The 20,213-nt window shown below is 57.9% G+C and carries 18 protein-coding genes; all 18 read right to left on the reverse strand.

The window, feature by feature from the left end:
- Positions 1 to 95: 95 nt before the first annotated feature.
- Positions 96 to 1,832 carry a thiol reductant ABC exporter subunit CydC gene (gene cydC, locus PLUT_RS02445; protein ID WP_011357235.1) on the reverse strand — a complete coding sequence of 579 codons (1,737 nt, stop codon included), beginning with the start codon at positions 1,830 to 1,832 and terminating at the stop codon, positions 96 to 98.
- Entirely contained in the window at positions 1,829 to 3,595 is a 1,767-nt protein-coding gene (cydD, locus tag PLUT_RS02450; RefSeq protein WP_011357236.1) for a thiol reductant ABC exporter subunit CydD, read from the reverse strand. The genes cydC and cydD overlap by 4 nt, the downstream gene beginning before the upstream one ends.
- A 37-nt stretch (positions 3,596 to 3,632) precedes the next feature.
- Positions 3,633 to 4,646: a cytochrome d ubiquinol oxidase subunit II gene (cydB, locus tag PLUT_RS02455; RefSeq protein ID WP_011357237.1), complete on the reverse strand. Its 1,014-nt coding sequence runs from the start codon at positions 4,644 to 4,646 to the stop codon at positions 3,633 to 3,635.
- Positions 4,647 to 4,666: 20 nt separating this feature from the next.
- Positions 4,667 to 6,022, reverse strand: coding sequence for a cytochrome ubiquinol oxidase subunit I (locus PLUT_RS02460; protein WP_011357238.1), 1,356 nt, complete (start codon positions 6,020 to 6,022; stop codon positions 4,667 to 4,669).
- A 205-nt stretch (positions 6,023 to 6,227) separates the two neighbouring features.
- Positions 6,228 to 7,289 (reverse strand): S-methyl-5-thioribose-1-phosphate isomerase, encoded by a 1,062-nt coding sequence (gene mtnA, locus PLUT_RS02465; RefSeq protein WP_011357239.1) that lies wholly within the window; start codon positions 7,287 to 7,289, stop codon positions 6,228 to 6,230.
- Between the two features lie 15 nt (positions 7,290 to 7,304).
- Complete coding sequence (locus PLUT_RS02470) at positions 7,305 to 8,126, reverse strand: purine-nucleoside phosphorylase (protein ID WP_041464003.1); 822 nt, start codon at positions 8,124 to 8,126, stop codon at positions 7,305 to 7,307.
- Positions 8,127 to 8,252: 126 nt separating this feature from the next.
- On the reverse strand, positions 8,253 to 8,942 hold the full coding sequence (locus PLUT_RS02475; protein WP_011357241.1) for a YggS family pyridoxal phosphate-dependent enzyme: 690 nt from the start codon (positions 8,940 to 8,942) through the stop codon (positions 8,253 to 8,255).
- A 9-nt stretch (positions 8,943 to 8,951) separates the two neighbouring features.
- Positions 8,952 to 9,443: a peptidylprolyl isomerase gene (locus PLUT_RS02480; protein WP_011357242.1), complete on the reverse strand. Its 492-nt coding sequence runs from the start codon at positions 9,441 to 9,443 to the stop codon at positions 8,952 to 8,954.
- 33 nt (positions 9,444 to 9,476) lie between these two features.
- Complete coding sequence (locus PLUT_RS02485; RefSeq protein WP_011357243.1) at positions 9,477 to 10,169, reverse strand: tetratricopeptide repeat protein; 693 nt, start codon at positions 10,167 to 10,169, stop codon at positions 9,477 to 9,479.
- 88 nt (positions 10,170 to 10,257) lie between these two features.
- Positions 10,258 to 11,028, reverse strand: a complete 771-nt coding sequence (locus PLUT_RS02490; protein WP_011357244.1) for a TatD family hydrolase — start codon at positions 11,026 to 11,028, stop codon at positions 10,258 to 10,260.
- Positions 11,018 to 11,521, reverse strand: coding sequence for a signal peptidase II (gene lspA, locus PLUT_RS02495; RefSeq protein ID WP_011357245.1), 504 nt, complete (start codon positions 11,519 to 11,521; stop codon positions 11,018 to 11,020). The genes PLUT_RS02490 and lspA overlap by 11 nt, the downstream gene beginning before the upstream one ends.
- A 28-nt stretch (positions 11,522 to 11,549) precedes the next feature.
- A complete protein-coding gene (gene aroE / locus PLUT_RS02500) occupies positions 11,550 to 12,440 on the reverse strand; it encodes a shikimate dehydrogenase (protein ID WP_011357246.1) in 891 nt (296 codons plus the stop codon).
- Positions 12,437 to 13,834, reverse strand: coding sequence for a tetratricopeptide repeat protein (locus tag PLUT_RS02505; protein WP_041463746.1), 1,398 nt, complete (start codon positions 13,832 to 13,834; stop codon positions 12,437 to 12,439). The genes aroE and PLUT_RS02505 overlap by 4 nt, the downstream gene beginning before the upstream one ends.
- Before the next feature lie 113 nt (positions 13,835 to 13,947).
- Entirely contained in the window at positions 13,948 to 15,834 is a 1,887-nt protein-coding gene (uvrC, locus tag PLUT_RS02510) for an excinuclease ABC subunit UvrC (protein ID WP_011357248.1), read from the reverse strand.
- Between the two features lie 112 nt (positions 15,835 to 15,946).
- Positions 15,947 to 17,731: a sodium:solute symporter family protein gene (locus tag PLUT_RS02515; protein WP_011357249.1), complete on the reverse strand. Its 1,785-nt coding sequence runs from the start codon at positions 17,729 to 17,731 to the stop codon at positions 15,947 to 15,949.
- Between the two features lie 53 nt (positions 17,732 to 17,784).
- Positions 17,785 to 18,042 carry a DUF4212 domain-containing protein gene (locus PLUT_RS02520; protein ID WP_011357250.1) on the reverse strand — a complete coding sequence of 86 codons (258 nt, stop codon included), beginning with the start codon at positions 18,040 to 18,042 and terminating at the stop codon, positions 17,785 to 17,787.
- A gap of 188 nt (positions 18,043 to 18,230) precedes the next feature.
- A complete protein-coding gene (locus PLUT_RS02525) occupies positions 18,231 to 18,710 on the reverse strand; it encodes a DUF302 domain-containing protein (protein ID WP_238974609.1) in 480 nt (159 codons plus the stop codon).
- Between the two features lie 177 nt (positions 18,711 to 18,887).
- Positions 18,888 to 19,982, reverse strand: coding sequence for a hypothetical protein (locus PLUT_RS02530; RefSeq protein ID WP_011357252.1), 1,095 nt, complete (start codon positions 19,980 to 19,982; stop codon positions 18,888 to 18,890).
- Positions 19,983 to 20,213: the final 231 nt, after the last annotated feature.

The raw sequence follows: 20,213 nt of genomic DNA on the forward strand, positions 1-20,213 counted from the left end.
ACGGCTGTTAATCCGATAAATGCTGTCAGTCGATTACGGCTGTTAATCCGATAAATGCTGTCAGTCGATTACGGCTGTTAATCCGTTAAATGCTGTCAGTCCGTTCCTGGCTGTACGAAGATCGATTGATGCTGGATGTTCCACATTGTATGATAGACGCTCTGCTTCTCAAGGAGTTCTGTATGCGTGCCCGTTTCGGCGAGCCGCCCGTCCTTTAATACAAGGATGTTCCCGAACCGTTCCATCTGCTGCAGGCGGTGGGTGATGGTGATGATGGTTTTCCCTTCTGAGGCTTCCTCGATACGCCGGAGCACCTCCTGTTCAGTGGGGGCGTCGAGGCTGGCGGTTGCTTCGTCGAGGATGACGACAGGGGCGTCCTGCAGGATGGCGCGGGCGATGGCAAGCCGCTGTCGTTCACCGCCGCTGAGCTGCATGCCGTGCTGCCCTGCGAACTCGTCGAGGCGTGTCCTGAAGTGGTCGAGTCCGGCAGCCCGGAGCGCTTCCCGGAGCTCATGGTCCGTGGCTCCGGGTCTTGCCAGAAGGAGGTTTTCCCGGATGGTTTCAGCGAACACGTAGGTCCGCTGGGAGACGAGTGCGATACGACGTCGAAGCGCTTCGGGGCTGTAAGCTGCTATGGGGTGACGGCCAACCGTGAGGATGCCGCTGCCGGGGTTCCAGAATCGCACCAGTAGAGCGGTGAGGGTCGATTTGCCCGATCCGCTGGGCCCGACGATGGCGACCCTTGCCCCCTGCGGGATCATGAACGATACCCTGTCCAGAGCCGGGCGAAGGTTTCCCGGATAGGTGAACGAGAGCTCTCTGGCTTCAATCGGAAGCTCTCCCTCTAAGGGCAGGGGGGCGGATGGTTCCGTCACTTCGGGTGTGGCGTCGAGTATCTCGAAGATCCTCCTGCCGGCATGGATGTCGGCTTCAAGGTGGCGGAGGGAGCCGGGGAGCGGGAGGAACGGTTCGAACGAGGCCATGACGGCGAGTGTGGCGATGGAGAGCGCGATGCCGCTGAGGGTGCCGCCGGATACCAGCGGCAGGACGGCAGAGAGAACGCCGAGGACCGCGGCATTCATGAGGATCCCGATGAGGGTTTCCTGCATGCCGTCGATGAGGGAGCTCTTGCGTTCGAGTGCGAGTTTCCCGGACTCGGCAAGTTCCAGACGATTCCGGTGCCGCTCCACGCCGCCGTACATCTGCAGTTCCGCAAGGCCCTGTGCGAAGTCGACGGCCAGCATCTGTTCCTCAGCCTTCCGGCACAGGATTCCGCTTGCCGTTCCGCGGCTGAGTCGGGCAGTGAGAAGCGGAACGCCTATTCCGGCGATCAGATGGAAAAACAGCAGGATCAATGCGGCAAGCGGTGACCAGAACCCGAGCAGGAACCAGAGGAGGAGGGCTGTCAGCAACGCGGTCACAGGAGGTGCGAGCACCCTTGTGTAAAGGTTCTCGAGGCTCTGGATGTCATCGACGATCCTCTGCAGGAGGTCGGCGCTCCTGAACTGCATGAGTCGTGCCGGTGCAAGCGGTTCTAGTGCGTCATAGAACCACAGGCGGAGGCTGGTGAGTATCCGGAACGTGGTGTCGTGGGATGCCAGCCGTTCAAGATAGCGCAGCACGCCGCGTGCGAGGCCGAAGAACCTAACGCCGACGATGCCGATCTGCAGGGCGGCCAGCGGTGGCTGCAGCGCCGCCTTGGCGATAAGGTATGCGGCGGTCATGAGCAGTCCTATGCCGCTGCCTGTTGCCGCAAACGAGAGAAGGGCTGCAAGGAGCATCCAGCCGGCCCAGGGGCGGACGATGCGGGTGAGGCGGAGGAGCTCGTTCATGTTCCGGCCTCCTCAGGGTTCTGGAAGGCGCTCCGGTAGAAGGCGCTGCCCTCCATGAGCTCCCGGTGGGTGCCGGTTGCTGACCCTCTGCCGCCTTCGAGCACCAGAATGGCGTCCGCGGAGCGGATGGTCTCAAGTCGGTGGGCGATGATAAGGGTGGTGCGGCCTTGCATGAGGGTACGAATGGCCCTCTGGAGGACGGCCTCGAGTTCCGGATCGGTGTGCGACGTCGGCTCGTCGAGCACGAGGATCGGGGCATCCTTCATGAAGGCCCGGGCAAGGGCAATGCGCTGGGCCTCTCCTCCGCTGAACCGTACACCCTGTTCGCCGACCGGGGTATCAAGCCCTGCCGGCAACCGATTGACGAGTTCCTCGAGCCCTGCCAGGCGGACGGCATACCGGAGCGTTTCCTCAGTCGCGCCGCGGTTGGCCATCATGATGTTTTCCCTAAGGGTGTCGTTGAAGAGAAACGGGTGCTGGGGGACCCATGCGATGAGCTCGCGCCACGCTTCCACCCGGTACTCACCGATCGGGCGTCCGCCGGCAGTGATGGTGCCGGAGCATGGATCCTGGAACCGGAGAAGCAGGTTCATGAGGGTGCTTTTTCCCGCTCCGCTCGGGCCGGTTACGGCCGTAGTTTTTCCTGCGGGGATGGTGCAGGTGAGCGAACTGAGGGCCGGTTCCCTGCTGTCGGGGTAGCTGTAGGTGACCCCTTCGAACCGGATATCCCAGCGGCTGATGCCAGCCACGTCAGGCTTGATGGTGTGCGCCAAAGGCATTTTCGGGTGCCCTGCCGGCTCCGGGTCATCAACCGGGCCATCAAGGACTGCGAAGATGTCCTTCGAAGCACTTGCACCCTCCATGCCGGCATGGAACTTGAGGCCGAGCTGGCGGAGGGGAAGGTAGAAGTCCGGGGTGAGGAGAAGGACGAAGAGCGCGGTCTGGAACGCGAGGCCTGCCGTCAGGAGACGCAGGCCGATGGCGACGGCTATCATGGCCGTACCGATGGTTCCGACCAGTTCCAGGGTGAGCGAGGAGAGAAATGCGACCCGGAGCACCTTCATCGTGGCCGTCCTGAACCGTTCGCCGGCATCTGCTATGGCGTCATGCTGGCTGCGGCTTCTTGCGAAGAGCTTCAGGGTCGGCAGGCCCTGCAGCATATCGAGAAAGTATCCGCTCATCCGGCTGAGAGTCTCCCATTGCCGGTCCGTCATCGCTCCTGCCCGCTTTCCTATGAGCGCCATGAAGAGCGGGATGAGGGGAGCGGTGCCGAGCAGGATGAATCCCGATACGGGATCCACGGGGAAGACGGCAATGAGGATGATGAGCGGCGCCAGAAGCGCGAGGAACAGCTGCGGGAGGAACTGGCTGAAATAGGCATCGAGAGCTTCCACTCCCTTGATGAGGGTGGTGCTGAGCCGGCCGCTCGGAAGTGAACGGGCGTAGATGGGACCGCGGAGCGCGATGGCCTCGGTGAGGTGAGCGAACAGGTCTCTGCGGACGGCAATCGTTCCCCGGTTCGCCTCGTTGTGCCCCAGCCAGCCGAGAAGCATGCGCAGAATGCTGAAGAGCGCAAAAAAACCGATTGAGGGGACGAGTTCCGCCGGAGCAGCTTTTTCAATGAATGCGTCATTGACAAGACGGCTGAGGGCTGCCGCCTGACCGATCACCATGACGGCCGCTGCGCCGGATGCTGCGATCGAAAGGATGAAGGGCGCCCTGTGTCCGCCGATGAGGCTGAACATGCGCCGGTCAATATTCATGCCGGGGGGTAAATTGTTCGTTCATCCATTCCCCATATCAGTATTCATGGTGGCTGTCGGTCGTTACCCGCTGACGGAAGACCCAGTAGCTCCACCCCTGATAGAGGAGCACTAGAGGGACGAATATCAGTGCCACCATCGACATGATGCCGAGCGTGTAGGGCGAAGATGATGCGTTCTGTATGGTCAGGCTCCAGTCGGGATTGAGGCTCGAAACGAGCACCCTCGGATAAAGGCCCATGAAAATGGTGGCGCTTGAGAAGGCGATTGCGATGCCGGTCATGGCGAAGGCCCAGCCGGATGCGTTTTTATCGAGCAGCACCTTCACTGAGAGCAGTGCCAGAACGCTGAATACCGGAATGATGCCGGGGTTGATGCCGAGGTGCAGATAGAGGTCGGTTTCCACATAGGTGTAAAACATGAACACGAAGGAGAGCGCGACGGCGGGAAGCCAGACTGATTTTGCAGCCCTCATCGACCGCTCCCGGATCTCACCGTTGGTTTTCAGGGTGAGGAACACCGCGCCGTGCAGGGTGAAGATCAGGAGGGATGCGATGCCGCAGGCCAGTGCGTAGGGATTGAGCAGGTTCAGGAACCCGCCGGCATAGTTCATCGAAGCGTCGATGGGCACGCCGCGGATGATGTTGGCCAAAGCCACGCCCCAGAGCAGTGCGGGAACGGCGCTGCCGACGAAGATGCTCCAGTCCCAGAAGTTCCGCCATGCCGGATGCTTATGCTTGCTGCGGAACTCGAAGGCTACGCCCCTGAATATGATGGCGGCGAGCATGAGGAGAAGAGCAGGGTAGAACCCGCTGAAGAGGGTTGCGTACCAGTGCGGGAAGGCGGCGAACATGGCTCCGCCGGCGGTGACGAGCCATACCTCGTTGCCGTCCCAGAATGGGCCGATCGTATTGATGAGGGCGCGGCGCTCCTGGTCCTCTCTGCCGATGAACGGGAGCAGGATGCCGACCCCGAAGTCAAAGCCTTCGAGGAAGAAGAAACCGGTGAAGAGGACGGCCACGAGTATAAACCAGAGTGTCTGCAGTTCCATTGTCGGTTCTTTTTTACGGGTTATTCGGCAGCCTCAAGTCCAAGTGCGGCATATTTCCTTATGAGGAACAGGTCGGCCGCAGCGAGCATGAGGTAGAGCAGGGTGAAGAGGGTGATGGAGAGGATGAGCTCCCCGGAGCTGACCACCGAAGCCGGCGTGACCGCCTGTTCGGTTTTCAGGAGGCCGAAAACAATCCATGGCTGCCGACCCATTTCCGCCAGGATCCATCCCGTTGAATTGGCGATCCAGGGCAGGAGCATCGACCAGAAGAAGAGTGCGCCGATGAAGGGCGAAAACCGGTAATCATCCCTCGAGACCTTCCAGAGGCCGAGGAGGGAGACGAAGAGCATGAGGGTTCCGGCGCCGACCATCAACCGGAAGCTCCAGTATGCCGTGATGATGGATGGGATGTAGTTGCCGGTGCCGTACTTCGTCTCATATTCGGCCTGCAGGTCGCGGATTCCCTTTACTTCGCCCTCGAACGAGTTGTAGGCGAGGAAGGAGAGGAGTCGGGGAATGCGGATGGAGAAGACGTCCTCAAGTTTCTCTTCGTTGCCGATGGTGAAGAGGGAGAAACTGGCGGGGTTTTCCGTTTCCCAGAGCGCCTCGGCCGCAGCCACCTTCATCGGCTGCGTTTTCATGATGTGCTGCATCTGGGTGTGGCCGGCCATGGTGACGAAAATGGTGCCGATGAAGGCGTAGATGGTGCCGAACTTCATGGAGGTAATGAAGGCCTCGCGGTCTTTGGTGCCTTTCATGAGGTGCCAGACGCTGATGGCGATCACCAGAAATCCCCCGGTGACGATACCTCCGGCAAGCACATGCGGAAACTGTTTCCAGACGTTCGGGTTGAAGAGGAGTGCCGCGAAGTCGGTCATTTCAGCCCGCGAGCCGTCGGCTGCCATCCTGAACCCGACCGGAGCCTGCATGAAGGAGTTGGCCACAAGAATCCAGAGTGCCGAAAGGTTCGAGCCGAGGGCCACGAGCCATATTGATGCAGCGTGCACGGCTTTCGGAAGGCGGTCCCGGCCGAAGATCCAGATGCCGAGGAATGTCGACTCCATGAAAAAGGCGAGCAGCGCCTCGATGGCCAGCGGCACACCGAAAATGTCGCCGACGAAACGGGAGTACTCCGACCAGTTCATCCCGAACTGGAACTCCATGACAATGCCGGTCACCACACCGACGGCGAAGTTGATGAGAAAAAGCCGTCCCCAGAACTGTACGAGCTTCAGGTACTTCTCGTTTCCGGTGCGTACCCATGCGGTTTCAAGGATCGCGGTGAAGATCGAGAGGCCAAGGGTGAGGGGAACGAAGAAGAAATGGAATACCGAGGTGAGGGCGAACTGGAGCCTGGCGAGGAAAAGAATGTCCATGGTGCGCTGCGGTTGCTGCTGTTATTGATGGGGGGGCTGCGGGATGACGCCCTCATGGACAGGATTTCAGTCTGTCACTTTGGAAAGTAAGACAATAAGGGGATAACTGGAAAAACAAGATTGGAAATATCCAACTTTGAGGAAAAAAGAAACCGGGCGCCATTGGCCCGGCTTCTTATTGATATGCGTGGGGATGCTGTTCCTTTCAGCTGCAGATCTCCCTGAGTCCGGTTTCGTAGTTGCCCACAACAGCTTTCTTCTCGGTGATGATGCCGCGAAGCAGCGTGCCGGGTGTGACATCGAAAGCGTAGTTCAGCACCGGGGTAGTCGGGGTGGCTACCTGGGTGCCGAAGATGGTGCGCAGTTCATCGGCGTTGCGTTCTTCGATCGGAATCTGTGCCCCCTCTTTGAGGGTGATGTCGATGGTCGACACCGGGGCGGCGATGTAGAAGGGAATGCCGTGGTGGTTTGCACTGACGGCATGGGCGTAAGTGCCGATCTTGTTGGCTGTGTCTCCGTTGGCTGTGATGCGGTCTGCGCCGACAACGCCGAAATCGATCATGCCGCGCTGCATGAGGAATGCCGATGAGGAGTCCGAAATCGAGATGAATGGGATGCCGTCATGCTCGAGCTCCCAGGCCGTCAGGCGCAGTCCCTGAAGGAGCGGGCGGCTTTCTGCGGTGATGACGCGCTCAATCAGCCCCTCCTGCCACGCCAGGCGGATGACGCCGAGTGCGGTGCCGATGCCGCAGCAGGCCAGCGTACCAGTGTTGCAGTGGGTCAGGACATTGAGCTTGCGGGTCTTGAGGATGTCGGCGCAGTCACGCTTGATCTGCTCGACACCGTGGCGCGCGATGCGGTCGCAGTTGTCGACCTCGTCATTGTAGATCTTGTGCGCCTCATCAGTCATTTTCGTCTTCAGCGTCTCAAGGGAGTCCCCTTCGAAGTTGGCATCGTAGACCGCTTTCATCTTCTTCGTGGCGAAGAAGAGGTTGACGGCCGTCGGGCGGGAAGCTTCAACGTCCTTGATGAGCTGCCCGAAATAGGCCGGGAACTCTTCCTTCGATCCCTTGAAGCTGTTGACTCCGAGCACGACCGTATAGCCTGCCGAAGCGCCGATCAGCGGGGCGCCCCTGACGGCGAGGGTCTTGATGGCCTCTATGGCTTCCCGGTGGTCCCTTGTCTCGACATGCAGCTCCTGCAGCGGCAGGTATCGCTGGTCAAGGTATCGGAAGGTCCCGTTTTTGAATGATATTGCGTCGATCATGGTCTTTGTGGCAGATTAAAGTTTTGCTACGACATTCTTGAAGATGGTGGTCATTTTCGGCTCCGCATGGTTGGATACCTCAATGATCTCTTCAATGCTGACCGGATGCAGGTTGTCGGGGAAGCACTCGTCGGTGATGATTGACATGCCGAAGACCTCTGTGCCCTGGTGCACAGCGGCGATCACTTCCGGAACGGTCGACATGCCGACGACATCGGCGCCGAGGGTGCGCAGCATACGGTACTCGGCACGGGTTTCGAGGCAGGGGCCGGAGAGCGCGATGTAGACGCCACGCTGTACCTTGATTTTATGCTCAAGAGCCACTTCTTCGGCGATCTTGAGGAGTCGCTTCGAGTATGGTTCACACATGTCGGGGAACCGTGATCCTGTTTCGGGGTCGTTGTGCCCGATGAGCGGGTTGCCCGGCAGCATGTTGATGTGGTCGTCGATGAGCATGATGTCGCCTTTCTGGAAGCCGGGGTTCAGGCCGCCGCATGCGTTGGTGATGCCGAGGGTTTTTACACCGAGGTGCTTCATGACGCGGATCGGGAAAACGATCTGCTGCATGGAGTAGCCTTCATAGAAATGGAATCGGCCCTGCATGGCGACGACTTTCCTGCCTGCAAGGGTACCGAAGATCAGTTTGCCGTGATGGGTTTCCACCGTCGAGATTGGGAAGTTCGGGATATCGGCATAATCCAGCGCAAATTCGACATCAATCTCTTTTGCAAGGGCTCCGAGTCCGGTTCCCAGCACAATGCCTACCGGGTATTCGTCCTGTGTCTTTTTCCTGATGAACGAAACGGCTTCCTCGATTTTTGCCTTCTGTGCAATCATGGTCGGTGTGTTTTTTGTTTGACGGTGGAGTTCGCGATGCAAACCTTCAATATAACCGCTTCCGCCATCAGAAAAAAATCCCCCCATAGAGATGTGGGGGCTGTGTCATGTCTTCCTTCGGGGTGTTCAGCGCCAGCCGAAGATGGCTGTTCCCACCCTTACCAGCGTCGCCCCCTGGCGGATGGCGGCTTCGAAGTCTCCGCTCATGCCCATGGAGAGCTCCGTGAGCTCTTCGGGGTGCGGAGCCTGGGTTTTGATGGCATCCAGCAACAGCCGGAGATCCCTAAACTCCGTTTCGGCCTGTGAAGGGTCGGGGGAGGCAATGGTCATGAGGCCCCGGAGGGTGATACCGGGCAGGCCGAAGAGTGTCTCTGCCGCCGCCTTCGCCTCCAGAGGCTGCATGCCGTATTTTGTAGCCTCTCCCGAAGTGTTGATTTCAAGCAGGTAGTCTGCATTGATGCCGCGCTTCACGGCCTGCTTTGAGAGCTCTTCGGCTGTCGATACCTTGTCGATGCCATGGATGAGCGAGACCCTGCCGATGACGGATCGGACTTTGTTGGACTGCAGGTGTCCGATGAAGTGCCACTCAAGAGGGCAGCCTTCAAGTTCTGCATCATCGCATTTCTCCAGGAACTCCTGGAGATAGCTTTCGCCGAAGAGTGTCTGGCCAGCGTCGAACGCCTCGCGGATCATCCCGGCCGGCTTGGTTTTTGATACGGCAATGAGGCGGACCGCCGATGGGTCCCTTCCCGCCGCCCGGGCGGCATCATGGACCCGTCGGCGGATCTCCAGGAGATTGGACGCAATGCCTTCCATGGTGTGCCTTCAGGCTTTCGGGGCCTCGACGATTGTTTCGATGGTGACCGGCTTCAGCGGGTTGTCGTTGGGGTCGGTATTGACGGCGGCGATGCTGTCAACAACCTCAATGCCTGATTCCACCACTCCGAACACGGTGTACTGTCCGTCAAGGAAGTCGTTGTCAGCCTGGTTGATGTAGAACTGGCTGCCTGAAGACGCCTTCTGGGGGTTGTTGTCCCGGGCGGCGGCAAGGGTTCCTTTTTTATTGGGGTGGCTGATTTCGGCCGGGACTTTGTAGGATGGTCCGCCGGTGCCGTGCAGCATACGCTTGTCGTCATGGCGGGAGAGGGGGTCGCCGGTCTGTATCATGAACCCTTCAATGACGCGGTGGAATCGGATGCCGTCGTAGTATTGTTCACCAACGAGTTTCATGAAGTTGTCTCGGTGCTGCGGGGTATCGTCATACAGGCTGATCTGAATGTCCCCGAGGCTGGTCTTGATGATGTAGGATGCTGCCATGGTGTGTCCTGTTTACTGAGTGTTGTTCGTGAATTACTTGTTGGAGACCTCTTGCATTCCTGAAATCTTCCAGAGAGCCTGCTGCGCTGCTCTGGCTCCCGACGAACCGGGGTAACGGTCGACGACCTGCCCGAAGAGTTCGCCGGCTTTTTCAGTATCCCCGGCGCCAAGACGGCAGTCTGCGGCAGCCATAAGGTACTGGGCTTTGAGTGCATTGTTTTCTGCTTTTTCCGATGCGGAGAGAAAGCTTTTTGCTGCGGCGTCATACTGCTGCAGGTCGCTCTGGCAGGATGCTTTGCCGGCAATAGCTGCTGCCGCGAGGTCTGGGCTCACTGGTGATGCGGCATCGAAAGCTTTCAGTGCATCCTTGGGCTTTCCAATTGCGTAGTATGCGTTGGCGAGCAGCAGCTCTGCCATTTCACCGCTGGGAGTGCCGTTGTACTGTTCCGCGATGGTTTTCAGTCCGGGTTCTTTCTCTGTGCCATCGATGGCTCTCTGGAAATCGCCCCGATCGAAGGCCATGGCAGCAGCAGCCATCATCGGCGCAGCCTCGTTTTCCCTCGAGGCCTGCCGCTCTGTCCAGAAGAAGATGGCGGCGCCTCCGATGAGGATCAGGATAAGAGCTCCAGCAATGAGGTTCTTGTAGCGGATGGCGAAGTAGAGGAGGTTGTCGACCGCGGTCTTTTTTTCTTCGGTGCGGATTGGCTGTATGTCGTTATCGTTCATGGCTGTGGTTTCGTGTTGGCGGCCGTCGGCCGTATTTCGATTCAGAACCTAAACAAGTTTGACGGAAATTGCAAAGGAGTGGGCTGTTTCAGGCGCTGATTCCGAATGCGTCGAGGGTGTTTTGATAGATCGCTTCAGCTGCGGCAGCAGGAGAGATTTCTCTGGCATCGGCAATGGCCTCGGCAACGAGACGGACATGGGCCGGTTCGTTCCGCTTTCCCCTGAATGGCACGGGGGCGAGGTAGGGTGCATCGGTTTCGGCCAGCAGGCTTGCAAGCGGGACACTGCGTACCACCTCGGGCAGTATTGAGCGCTTGAAGGTAATGGTTCCTGGGATGGAGATGAACAGTCCCCTTCGGATGCACTCCCGTGCCACCGCAGTATCGCCTGAAAAGCAGTGCATAACCCCCCGGAGGCCTGAATGCCGCTCTTCGTCCAGGATGCGGAGTGTGTCAGGCCAGGCGTCGCGCGAATGGATGACGACCGGCAGATCAAGCCCCGCTGCCATCCGGAGCATGGTGCGGAACGCGTCCTCCTGATGACGGGGGCTGTGGCCGGGGTAGTGGTAGTCAAGTCCGATCTCGCCGATGGCAACCACTTCAGGGCAACGGGCAAGTTCCTCAAGTGCTTCGTAGACCGCATCCGCCACAGCTCCCTCAGCCTCATGCGGGTGGAGGCCCACGTTGGCCCTGATGAAGCCGAACTGCTTGGCGAGTTCGACGGACCTGCGGCTGGTTGCAAGGTCGGTTCCCGGATCAATGAGGAGCGTGACCCCCGCCGCCTGCATCCGCTGGATGACTTCTTGCCGGTCGGGGTCGAACTCGGGGAACGACAGATGGCAGTGCGCGTCAGCCAGCATGACGGGTCTCCTCAGTGTCGGGGAAGATCCGGTTGTAGAACAGGACCAGCATGCATGCACCGATGGTGATGGCCGAATCGGCTACGTTGAAGATCGGCCAGAGCGAGACCCAGTGGCCGAACAGTTCTCCCTTGTAAAGATCGAAATAGATGAAGTCCGTGACCCGGCCGCTTGCGATCCGGTCGATCATGTTGCCTATGCCGCCGCCGGCGATGAGGCCGAAGGCCGAAAGAAAGATCGGTGTGCGGTTCCTGCTTCGGGCCACGAATACAAGCACCCCGAGGACGATGGCGCCGGTAAGCATGAGCAGGACGAATGGCGGTGCGAACTCCATGCCGAATGCCACCCCGCGGTTCTCTGCATAGGTGAAAGAGAAGAAGTCTGGAATGATGGTGATGCTTTGCTGCATGTCGCGGAGGAAAAAGACTGCAAGCTTTTTGGTGAACTGGTCGGCTGCGATGACAAAAAGCGCAAGCATGGAAAACATTTTCATGTGGCCGGAACGGGGAGTATGGTTGAGGTTATCTGCTGCGCTGCAGCTGCAGTTCGTGAAGGACTATGGGTTCGATATCCCGGGCGGGCATTTCGTGGCCGGTCCAGAGCTGGAAAGAGCGGGCGGCCTGGGCCAGAAGCATGGCGATGCCCGGTACCGTGTTGGCGCCTGCCGCTTTTGCTGCGGCCAGAAGCGGCGTGTGTTCGGGGTTGTATACCATATCGTAGACGGTCTGGCCGCTGTGGAGCAGTCCGGCTCCGGTGGGGATGATGCTTTCCATTGCGTCGGGACGCCCGTAGGTGCCTTTCGGGGTAGCGTTGATGATGAGGGCCGCTTCACGGCATATGTTCATGGCGCTCTCATCGCCGCCAAACAGGTCATCCTGGCGGGCAAGTTCCACAAATCCCTTCTGTATATAGGGCAGAAGGCGATCTCTTGCAGTTGCAGGGTCGCGGACGAATACGGTGAGGGACGATGGGCTGAAATGGCGCATGAGGGCCTCTATCGCTGCCAGCGCAGCGCCGCCGTTGCCGAACATGACTGCCGGCCGGCCGAAAAGGGCGGCTTTCTGCGGCAGGAGCGGTGCGGCAAATCCGGCGATGTCGGTGTTGTGGCCCGTGAGCCGGCCGTTTTCGTTGACGATGGTGTTGACCGCACCAATGGAGCGTGCGTCGTCGGAGAGAGCGTCAAGGGAGGGTACAACGGCTGCCTTGTAGGGAATCGTGACGTTGCAGCCCGCAATGCCGAGCGCGCGCATTCCCTTGAGGGCCACCGGGACTTCCTCGGGGGAGGCGATGTTGAAGATGGTGTAGCAGGCCTCAATCCCGAGGAGTGAAAATGCCGTGTTGTGGATAAGGGGGGAGAGTGAATAATCGACGGCGCGGCCGATGAGGCCGTAAATCAGTTTGGCATGACTCATGAAATCCCCAGCATCCTCCTCACCGAATCCTGCTGGTAGAGTTCAGGAAATGCGCTCTGGAAGAGCTGCTTTTTGTCGGGATCGATCTTGAATGCCTTGCTGAGTGCTTTCAGGGTGCTGAGTTTGTCGCCCATCGCAAAATAGGCGGCGGCAATCTCAAAGTGTGCATCGGCTGAGAGCGGCTGGAGTTTCAGGGACTGCTCCAACGCTTCGATCGAGGTGTTCATATGGCCGGCCTCCTTCAGCACCATGGCGAAGTCTACCCATATCTGCGGGCTTTCCGGATCAAGATCGATCACCCGGCGGTAAGTCTCGATGGAGTCATCCAGATCGTTCATGTTGTACTCGATCTCCGCTTTCAGCAGGAGGTACTCGATGCTGTCGGGTATGTGCTTCAGGGACTCCATGACGGCATGGAATGCATCAGGGTACTTTTCCATCGCATCATAGCAGCAGGCAAGTGCGAACCATGCATCGGCAAAATCAGCACTCTGGGCAATGCATTTCTGGTAGCACTCGACGGCTTCCGTGTACAGTTCAAGTTCTTCGCATGCAATGCCGAGGTTATAGAGCGCATTGATGTCGTCAGGCTCGTAAATGAGGGTCTGGCGGTAGCTTTCGGCAGCGTCCTCTATCCGTCCGTTGATAGCCAGGACATTGGCCCGGTTGTACCAGGCGGAACTGAAATCCTCGGAAATCGCCAGAGCCATGTCGTAGCACTCGAGCGCTTCGTCGTAGCGCTTCATCTTGCTCAACACCAGACCGTTGTTGTACCAGGCGTTGATGTTGTAGGGGTCCAGGTCAAGGTTCTTTTTGTAGCAGGCGTTGCTTTCCTCAAACTTTCCCAAAAGATCTCTGCTGTATGCAAGCTCATACCAGGCTTCGGAGAAGTCGGGGTCTAGTTCCAGAGTCCGCAGGAAATCGGCCTCGGCTTCCTCAAAACGGTCAAGTCGCTGCAGGATGTTTCCGCGGTAGTAATGGTAATCTTTTTCCATCGAGCTGTCGCCGATGACCCCCTCGATCACTTCGAGTGCCATATCGAGGTTCCCGGTATTGAACCAGGCCAGCGAAAGATTGAGTATCATCTCGCTGTCTGCCGGGCTGAGGATCGAAGCCTGACGGAACGCATCAAGTGCCTCCTCGCACATGCCGTTGAGGGTCAGGCAGTTGCCGAGGTGGAACCAGGTTTCCGTATTGTACGGGGCGATCTCCTCCAGGCGCCGGGCCCCAAGAAGGGCTTCAGCAGTGAAGCCGTCTTCATTGAGCTGCACTATCCTGTCGATCAGCTCTTCTGCATCAAACATTGAGCCGAGACCCTCAAGATCCGGTTCTTCCTTTCCTGACGGCCCTTTCCTGGGGGTGTGGTCATCGTCGAAGAAATCAGACAGATTCATTGGCAGGCGTATAGTGTTTCAAATCCATCAAGATCATAGCATGCATAGATAAATATAAGAGAAATTTCGGAACTACCGCAGGTTGGCTTTTCAGCCGGATCCGGAAGAGGGTATCATGGGTGGTAATGCCGGAAAATTGACATTCCCTTGACCTTTCCGGCGAATTGGGAGAGCTCCTCCGCGCTTGCCGCTGCGACACCATCCACCGATCCGAAGCGCTCGAGAAGGGCGAATGCGATTTTTTCCCCGACGCCAGGGATTGTGGTCAGTCCGGTCTCGAGTGTCCGTTTTGAGCGGATATTGCGATGGTAGGTTATGGCGAACCGGTGTGCCTCGTCTCGCAATTGCTGCAGGAGCTTGAGGGCAGGGGATGTTTTCGGCAGGTTGAAGGGCCCGTCCGCATCCGGCGTAAAGACCTCTTCAAGCCTTTTGGCGAGCCCGATGACGGGAACCGTGATGCCCAGACGGTCAAGCACCTTTTTAGCACTGTTGGCCTGTCCTTTTCCCCCGTCAACCACGATGAGGTCCGGCAGGGGGAGTTCGTCCTGAAGCGAGCCTCCGTAGCGGCGTCCGAGTACCTGCTCCATGGCGGCATAGTCATCGGAACTGCCAGTGCCGCAGGCCTCCTCAAGCGACTGGAGCCTGAACTTCCGGTAGGCGGATTTCAGGGGCTTTCCGTTGACGAAGCATACCATCGAACTGACATAGTCGGTTCCCTGGAGATGCGAGTTGTCGAAGCACTCTATCCGTTTCGGGGGGGTCTCAAGATGCAGCGATTCTCCGAGCGCCTTGACCCCGTAATGCTCGCGGGCAGCTTCGCCGCGTTTCTGCTTCTGCACCAGGTACTCGGCGAGATGGTGTCGGGCGTTCTGGCGGCACATCTCCACCAGATGGGCTTTTTCCCCTATCTGCGGTACCGTGAACTTCACTGCCTTTCTCCGGGTCGGGCACTCTTCCTCCCTTTCTCTGGAGAGGGCCTGGAGGCTTTCCGTATCCTCCAGATCAAGCTGCGCCGAGAGCAGTACTTCTTCCGGCATGGCTTCAGGTGATTTCAGGTAGTACCCCTCGAGTACTTTCCCGAGCAGCTTTTTCTCGGGTTCACCGGCGGTGTTGGTGAGGATGAAGTGCCGGGCGCCGAGCATCTTGCCTTCACGGATGCGGAACACCACACCACAGGCTTCGTCGTCCCCGGAAGCGATGGCCGAAACGTCCCGGTCCATGCCGTCGGCGGCAACCATTTTCTGCCTGTCAGCGTATCTGCGGAGGCTTTGCAGCTGCATCTTCAGCTCAGCGGCTTCTTCAAAGCGCAACTCTGCGGCAGCCGTGAGCATTTTTTCATGCAGTTCCTTCAGGAGTCCCGCGGTGCGCCCTTTCAGCAGGCGCACGATCTCGCCGATCATCTCCAGATACTCGGCCTCATTCTGCAGCCCTTCGCAGGGCCCCTTGCATTTGCCGATGTGGTAGTCGAGGCAGAGCTTATGCTTTTTTGCGGCGATGTTTTCAGGCGTGAGGCTGTACCGGCAGCTTCGCACCGGGAAGATGGAGCCGATGAGCTCGAGGATCGAACGCAGCTGCCCGGCTTCGGTGTAGGGGCCGAACCAGGTCGACTTGTCGCGGGTACGGTTTCGAGAGATGAATACCCGCGGAAAGGGTTCACCGGTGATGACGAGCCAGGGGTAGGTCTTGTCGTCTTTCAGGTTGACGTTATAGCGGGGCTTCAGCTCCTTGATCAGGTTGTTTTCAAGGATCAGCGCCTCGACCTCAGACGAGGTGATGATGATCTCCAGATCGGTGATATGGCCGACCAGCACCTGCGTTTTGCCCGTCAGCTGGCGGGGATCGCGAAAGTAGGAACGTACTCTTGAGCGGATGTTCTTGGCTTTTCCGACGTATATAACCTTCCCTGCACTGTTTTTGAACTGGTAGATGCCGGGGCCTGTAGGCAGTGATGCGACTGTTTCGCGGAGCTCGGGGAGCGTTGTGTCAGTTTCGGCAGCCATGCAGGGCGTTCAAGGTGAAGTTGGGGTGTGAAGCGGTACCCATGAAAGTAAACAAAAAAAGGCGCGGTTGGTTCCGCGCCTTTTTTTAGTGAATGGTTACCGTTCAGGAACCTCAGTGTTCCACGGCCTCTCCTGCGCCTTTCGGGTAGCGGAGGCTGTCGACCAGATCCTGGATCTCCTGCGGAGGAGCAGGGGTGAATCTGGAGACCACGTAGCTGACGGCAAAGTTGATGAGCATGCCGACGGTTCCGATGCCTTCGGGTGAAACGCCCATGAACCAGAACTCAGGCTTGTTCATGCCGGGGTTCAGGAACTTGAAGTTGACGATGTAGGCCGCCGTGAAGATGAGGCCTACGAGCATGCCTGCAATGGCGCCCTCCTTGTTCATCCTCTTCGAGAAAATACCGAGGATGATGACCGGGAAGAACGATGCAGCGGCAAGGCCGAAGGCGAACGCAACCACTTCGGCGACGAAGCCCGGAGGGTTGATGCCGAAGTAGCCTGCAATCACGATTGCGACGGCAACGGCAACGCGGGCGAACAGCAGTTCGGATTTCTCGCTGATGCCGGGGTTCAGCTGTTTTTTGACAAGGTCATGCGCGATAGAGGTCGAAATGACCAGAAGCAGGCCTGCTGCAGTCGAAAGCGCTGCAGCAAGGCCGCCGGCCGCCACAAGGGCGATCACCCAGTCCGGCAGTCCGCCGATTTCCGGGTTGGCCAGCACCATGATGTCCTTGTCGATGTACAGCTCGTTGCTGTTGTCGTTGGGTTTGTTGCTGAGCAGCGGTTCTCCGTGTGCGCCGGTTTCTTTGGTGAATGCGGGCTTCGAGCCTTCGAACGCATCACCGCCGCCGATGTTCTTGCCGGTGTACTGGATTATGCCGTCGCCGTTCTTGTCCATCCATGCGAGCAGGCCGGTGTTCTCCCATTTCTTGAACCAGTTGGGAAGTCCCTCGTAGCTCTTGTTGCTGACGGTATCAATGAGGTTCAAACGGGCGAAGGTCGCAATCGCCGGAGCCGTGGTGTAGAGCAGCGCGATGAAGATAAGCGCCCAGCCTGCCGAGATGCGTGCATCGCGGACTTTCGGTACGGTGAAGAAGCGGACGATCACATGCGGCAGGCCGGCAGTACCGACCATAAGCGCAAAGGTGATGGCGAAGACGTCGATCATCGGCTTCGAGCCGCTGGTGTAGGCTGCGAACCCGAGATCCTTGTGCAGCATGTCGAGCTTCTCAAGAAGGGGAATGCCGTCAGCGCCTGCGCCGCCGAATCCGATCTGCGGGATCGGGTTGTTGGCTATCTGGATGGAAAGGAATATTGCGGGCACGAGGTACGCGAAGATCAGCACGCAGAACTGGGCCACCTGGGTGTAGGTGATGCCCTTCATGCCGCCGAGAACGGCGTAGAAGAACACGATGCACATGCCGATGATGATGCCGGTGGTGATGTCGACTTCAAGGAACCGCGAGAACACCACGCCGACGCCGCGCATCTGGCCTGCCACATAGGTGAAGGAGACGAAGATGGCGCAGATGATGGCCACGGTGCGTGCTGCATTCGAGTAGTAACGGTCTCCGACGAAATCGGGAACCGTGAACTTGCCGAACTTGCGGAGGTACGGGGCAAGCAGCAGTGCAAGGAGCACGTAGCCGCCGGTCCAGCCCATCAGGTAGACGGAGCCGTCATATCCCATGAATGAGATAAGACCGGCCATTGAGATGAACGAAGCCGCCGACATCCAGTCGGCCGCTGTCGCCATGCCGTTGAGGACCGGCGGAACGCCGCCTCCGGCAACATAGAATTCTTTCGTGGAACCGGCCTTTGCCCACACCGCGATTGCGATGTAGATCAGGAAGGTGATTCCCACGATGGTGTATGTCCACATTTGTACATCCATAGCGGTAAACAGTTAAGGTTTTGTTGTGTGTGCTGGTTTTTTTAGGTAAGCCCTCAGTCCTCGCGGACGTCGAATTTCTTGTCGAGCTTGTTCATCAGTGCGACATAGACGAAGATCAGGATGACGAAGACATAGATCGAGCCCTGCTGCGCAAACCAGAATCCGAGCTTGAAGCCGCCGATCTGGATGGCGTTGAGCTGGTTTACAAAGAGAATCCCGAACCCGTATGAGACGACAAACCATACCACCAGCAACCCGATGAGGTAGCCGAGGTTGATTTTCCAGTACTCCTGGAGTTTGCCTTTTTCCATGGATGTTGTGAGTTAATGGTTGTGATGATGCGTGCTATACTACATACATACCCGTAAGGTACGGAAAAAGATTATTAGGACAGAAGCCTTTAAACGATTGTTGATACGGCTGAAAACAGTGCTCCCGAAAGTGCCGCGTATTTCCAGGCTCTTTCGGGAGTATGGTACTTCAGTGCTGCAGTAAGGGATTACTCGGCAATGACCGGGGCAAGCATTTTTGCTTCGTCATCGGCAACGCTGCCACCCATGACCTTGGCGATATTGCCTCCGAAGATCTTGGCCATGAGGCCCATGTTCATGCCGGTAACATAGATCTTGCCGCCCTCTCCTTCATAAACACCCCAGGCGCAGGGCATGAGGGTGGAGACTTCAGGGTTGGTGGCGAGGACTTCCTGGGCATACTTCGCATTGCAGAGCTCGACAATGCTGACCTGCTTGTCTAGCGTGATGCCCTGCTTTGCGATGGAGGCTGTCATGTCGCGTGTTGCGGGCGACTGCCAGTTGTTGGCTTCGATTGAGGATGTCAGCGCAGCGCAGGTTTCTTCCACGGTCGCGTAGCGGCTCTCATGGGTGGTGAGCATCAAGCCCGGCATCATGCGCATGGCAAGAAGCCCGGTGAGGATGATGCCTGCGATGAGTCCCGCAAAGAAGGTGACGGCTTTGTTCATGTTTTTTTCGTTTTTGATTGTTCGAAGAGGATGCCGGCCGAAGTGCCGTGTTGCACAGTACATACATTTCAATGTACGGTGAAATCGCTTTTCAGGCAAATGCCCATAACCGGGCAGTAAATAGAAAGGGCCGCCCAAGGAGGCGGCCCTTTCCAGCTTCTGGCGTAGCGAGTACGCTTAGAAGGTTACTGTTGCCCACAGCTCGGCACGGAGGGTGCTGTTGTCGGTATTGCTCGTGGCTGTTTCGTCGGAGGTTGTCAGCCAGCGGACGGTCGGCTGGAGGCTGAATGTCCCAGCTGCTGACTCGTAGACGCTGTACTTGTACTGTGCCCACACGAAGGTGTTCGAATAGTCATGGCCCAGTGCATTGTCTCTGGCGGCATTGTAATCAACCCATGCCATGACCGGTCCGTACTCGCCCTTCACGCGGACGAGGGTGCTGTGGTAGTCCACGGCGCCGTCATTGGCGAAGTTGTAGAATGCTGCACCGGAGAGTTTTGCTTCACCGGCAGGAACCGATGCCGTTGCACCGAAGGTCCAGGGAGTTACCCTCTTGGCAAAGGTGAGATCTGCTGTTGGGTCTGCATATCCTGTGGCCGCCGCTGTCGCGGCAGCGGTGTATACCTTTGTCTGGCTCCATATGTCGGTGCTGCCCAGCACGGTCAGGAACTGAGGCTCAAGGGTGACATCACCTACGGTTGTCTTGTAGGAGAGGTGGACGCCGTAGCCGTCATTCAAAAGACCTTCTCTTGATGTGGGGGCAATATTGTCGAGCACAAGGATGGTGGCGGAGAGGTCCCCGTTGCCGAGCTTGGTGCCGTAGTTGAAGCCGTAAGCACGGTCGTAGTTGATGTTGAAGACCGGGGTGTCGAGAGCCTGCATCGGGTAGAGCGAGAGGTCGAGCACCGGGTTGTTGAAGCTGTTGAGCGGAATACGGCCCATCATGTAGTGGCTGTCTGCCATCATGCGGCCGAAGTAGAAGTTGGACACGTCGACGGTGATTTTTTCACTGTTACCATATCCAACGGTCTGCCAGCCGCCGGCAAGGTTTTCCTCGTTCATGAGCATGGTCTTGAAGAAGTACCCGCTACCGAGATCGGCAGCTGCCTTCAGGCGGATCCTGTACTGCGACTTGACGTCATCGTTCTGGAATGACTTGAATTCAGCGCGTTCCCTGACGCTGGCGTCTCCACCGAATTTCAGCTCAGCTGAAGCAGGTGATGCGTATGACAGTACTGCAAGCATTGCAGCAAGCGATAGCATTTTTTTCATGTGTTGTTCTCCGTTAGGTTGTGTGTGTGCGTTGCAGAGAAAAATGGTCCCGTTACCCTGAAAGTCGGCGGAACCGGATACAGAAAAGAACGTGTGTGCTTGTACTTAACCCTAAATGTAAGTATTTCAACAGGAAAGGAGCAAATTTATTTTTTGTCTTCTTTTTCCACTGTATTGCATTTAGAGTATATGACTATTATATAAAGGTTTGCGCCGCGTCGGCTGCACCAA

The sequence above is a fragment of the Pelodictyon luteolum DSM 273 genome (assembly GCF_000012485.1).
GTDB lineage: Bacteria > Bacteroidota > Chlorobiia > Chlorobiales > Chlorobiaceae > Chlorobium > Chlorobium luteolum.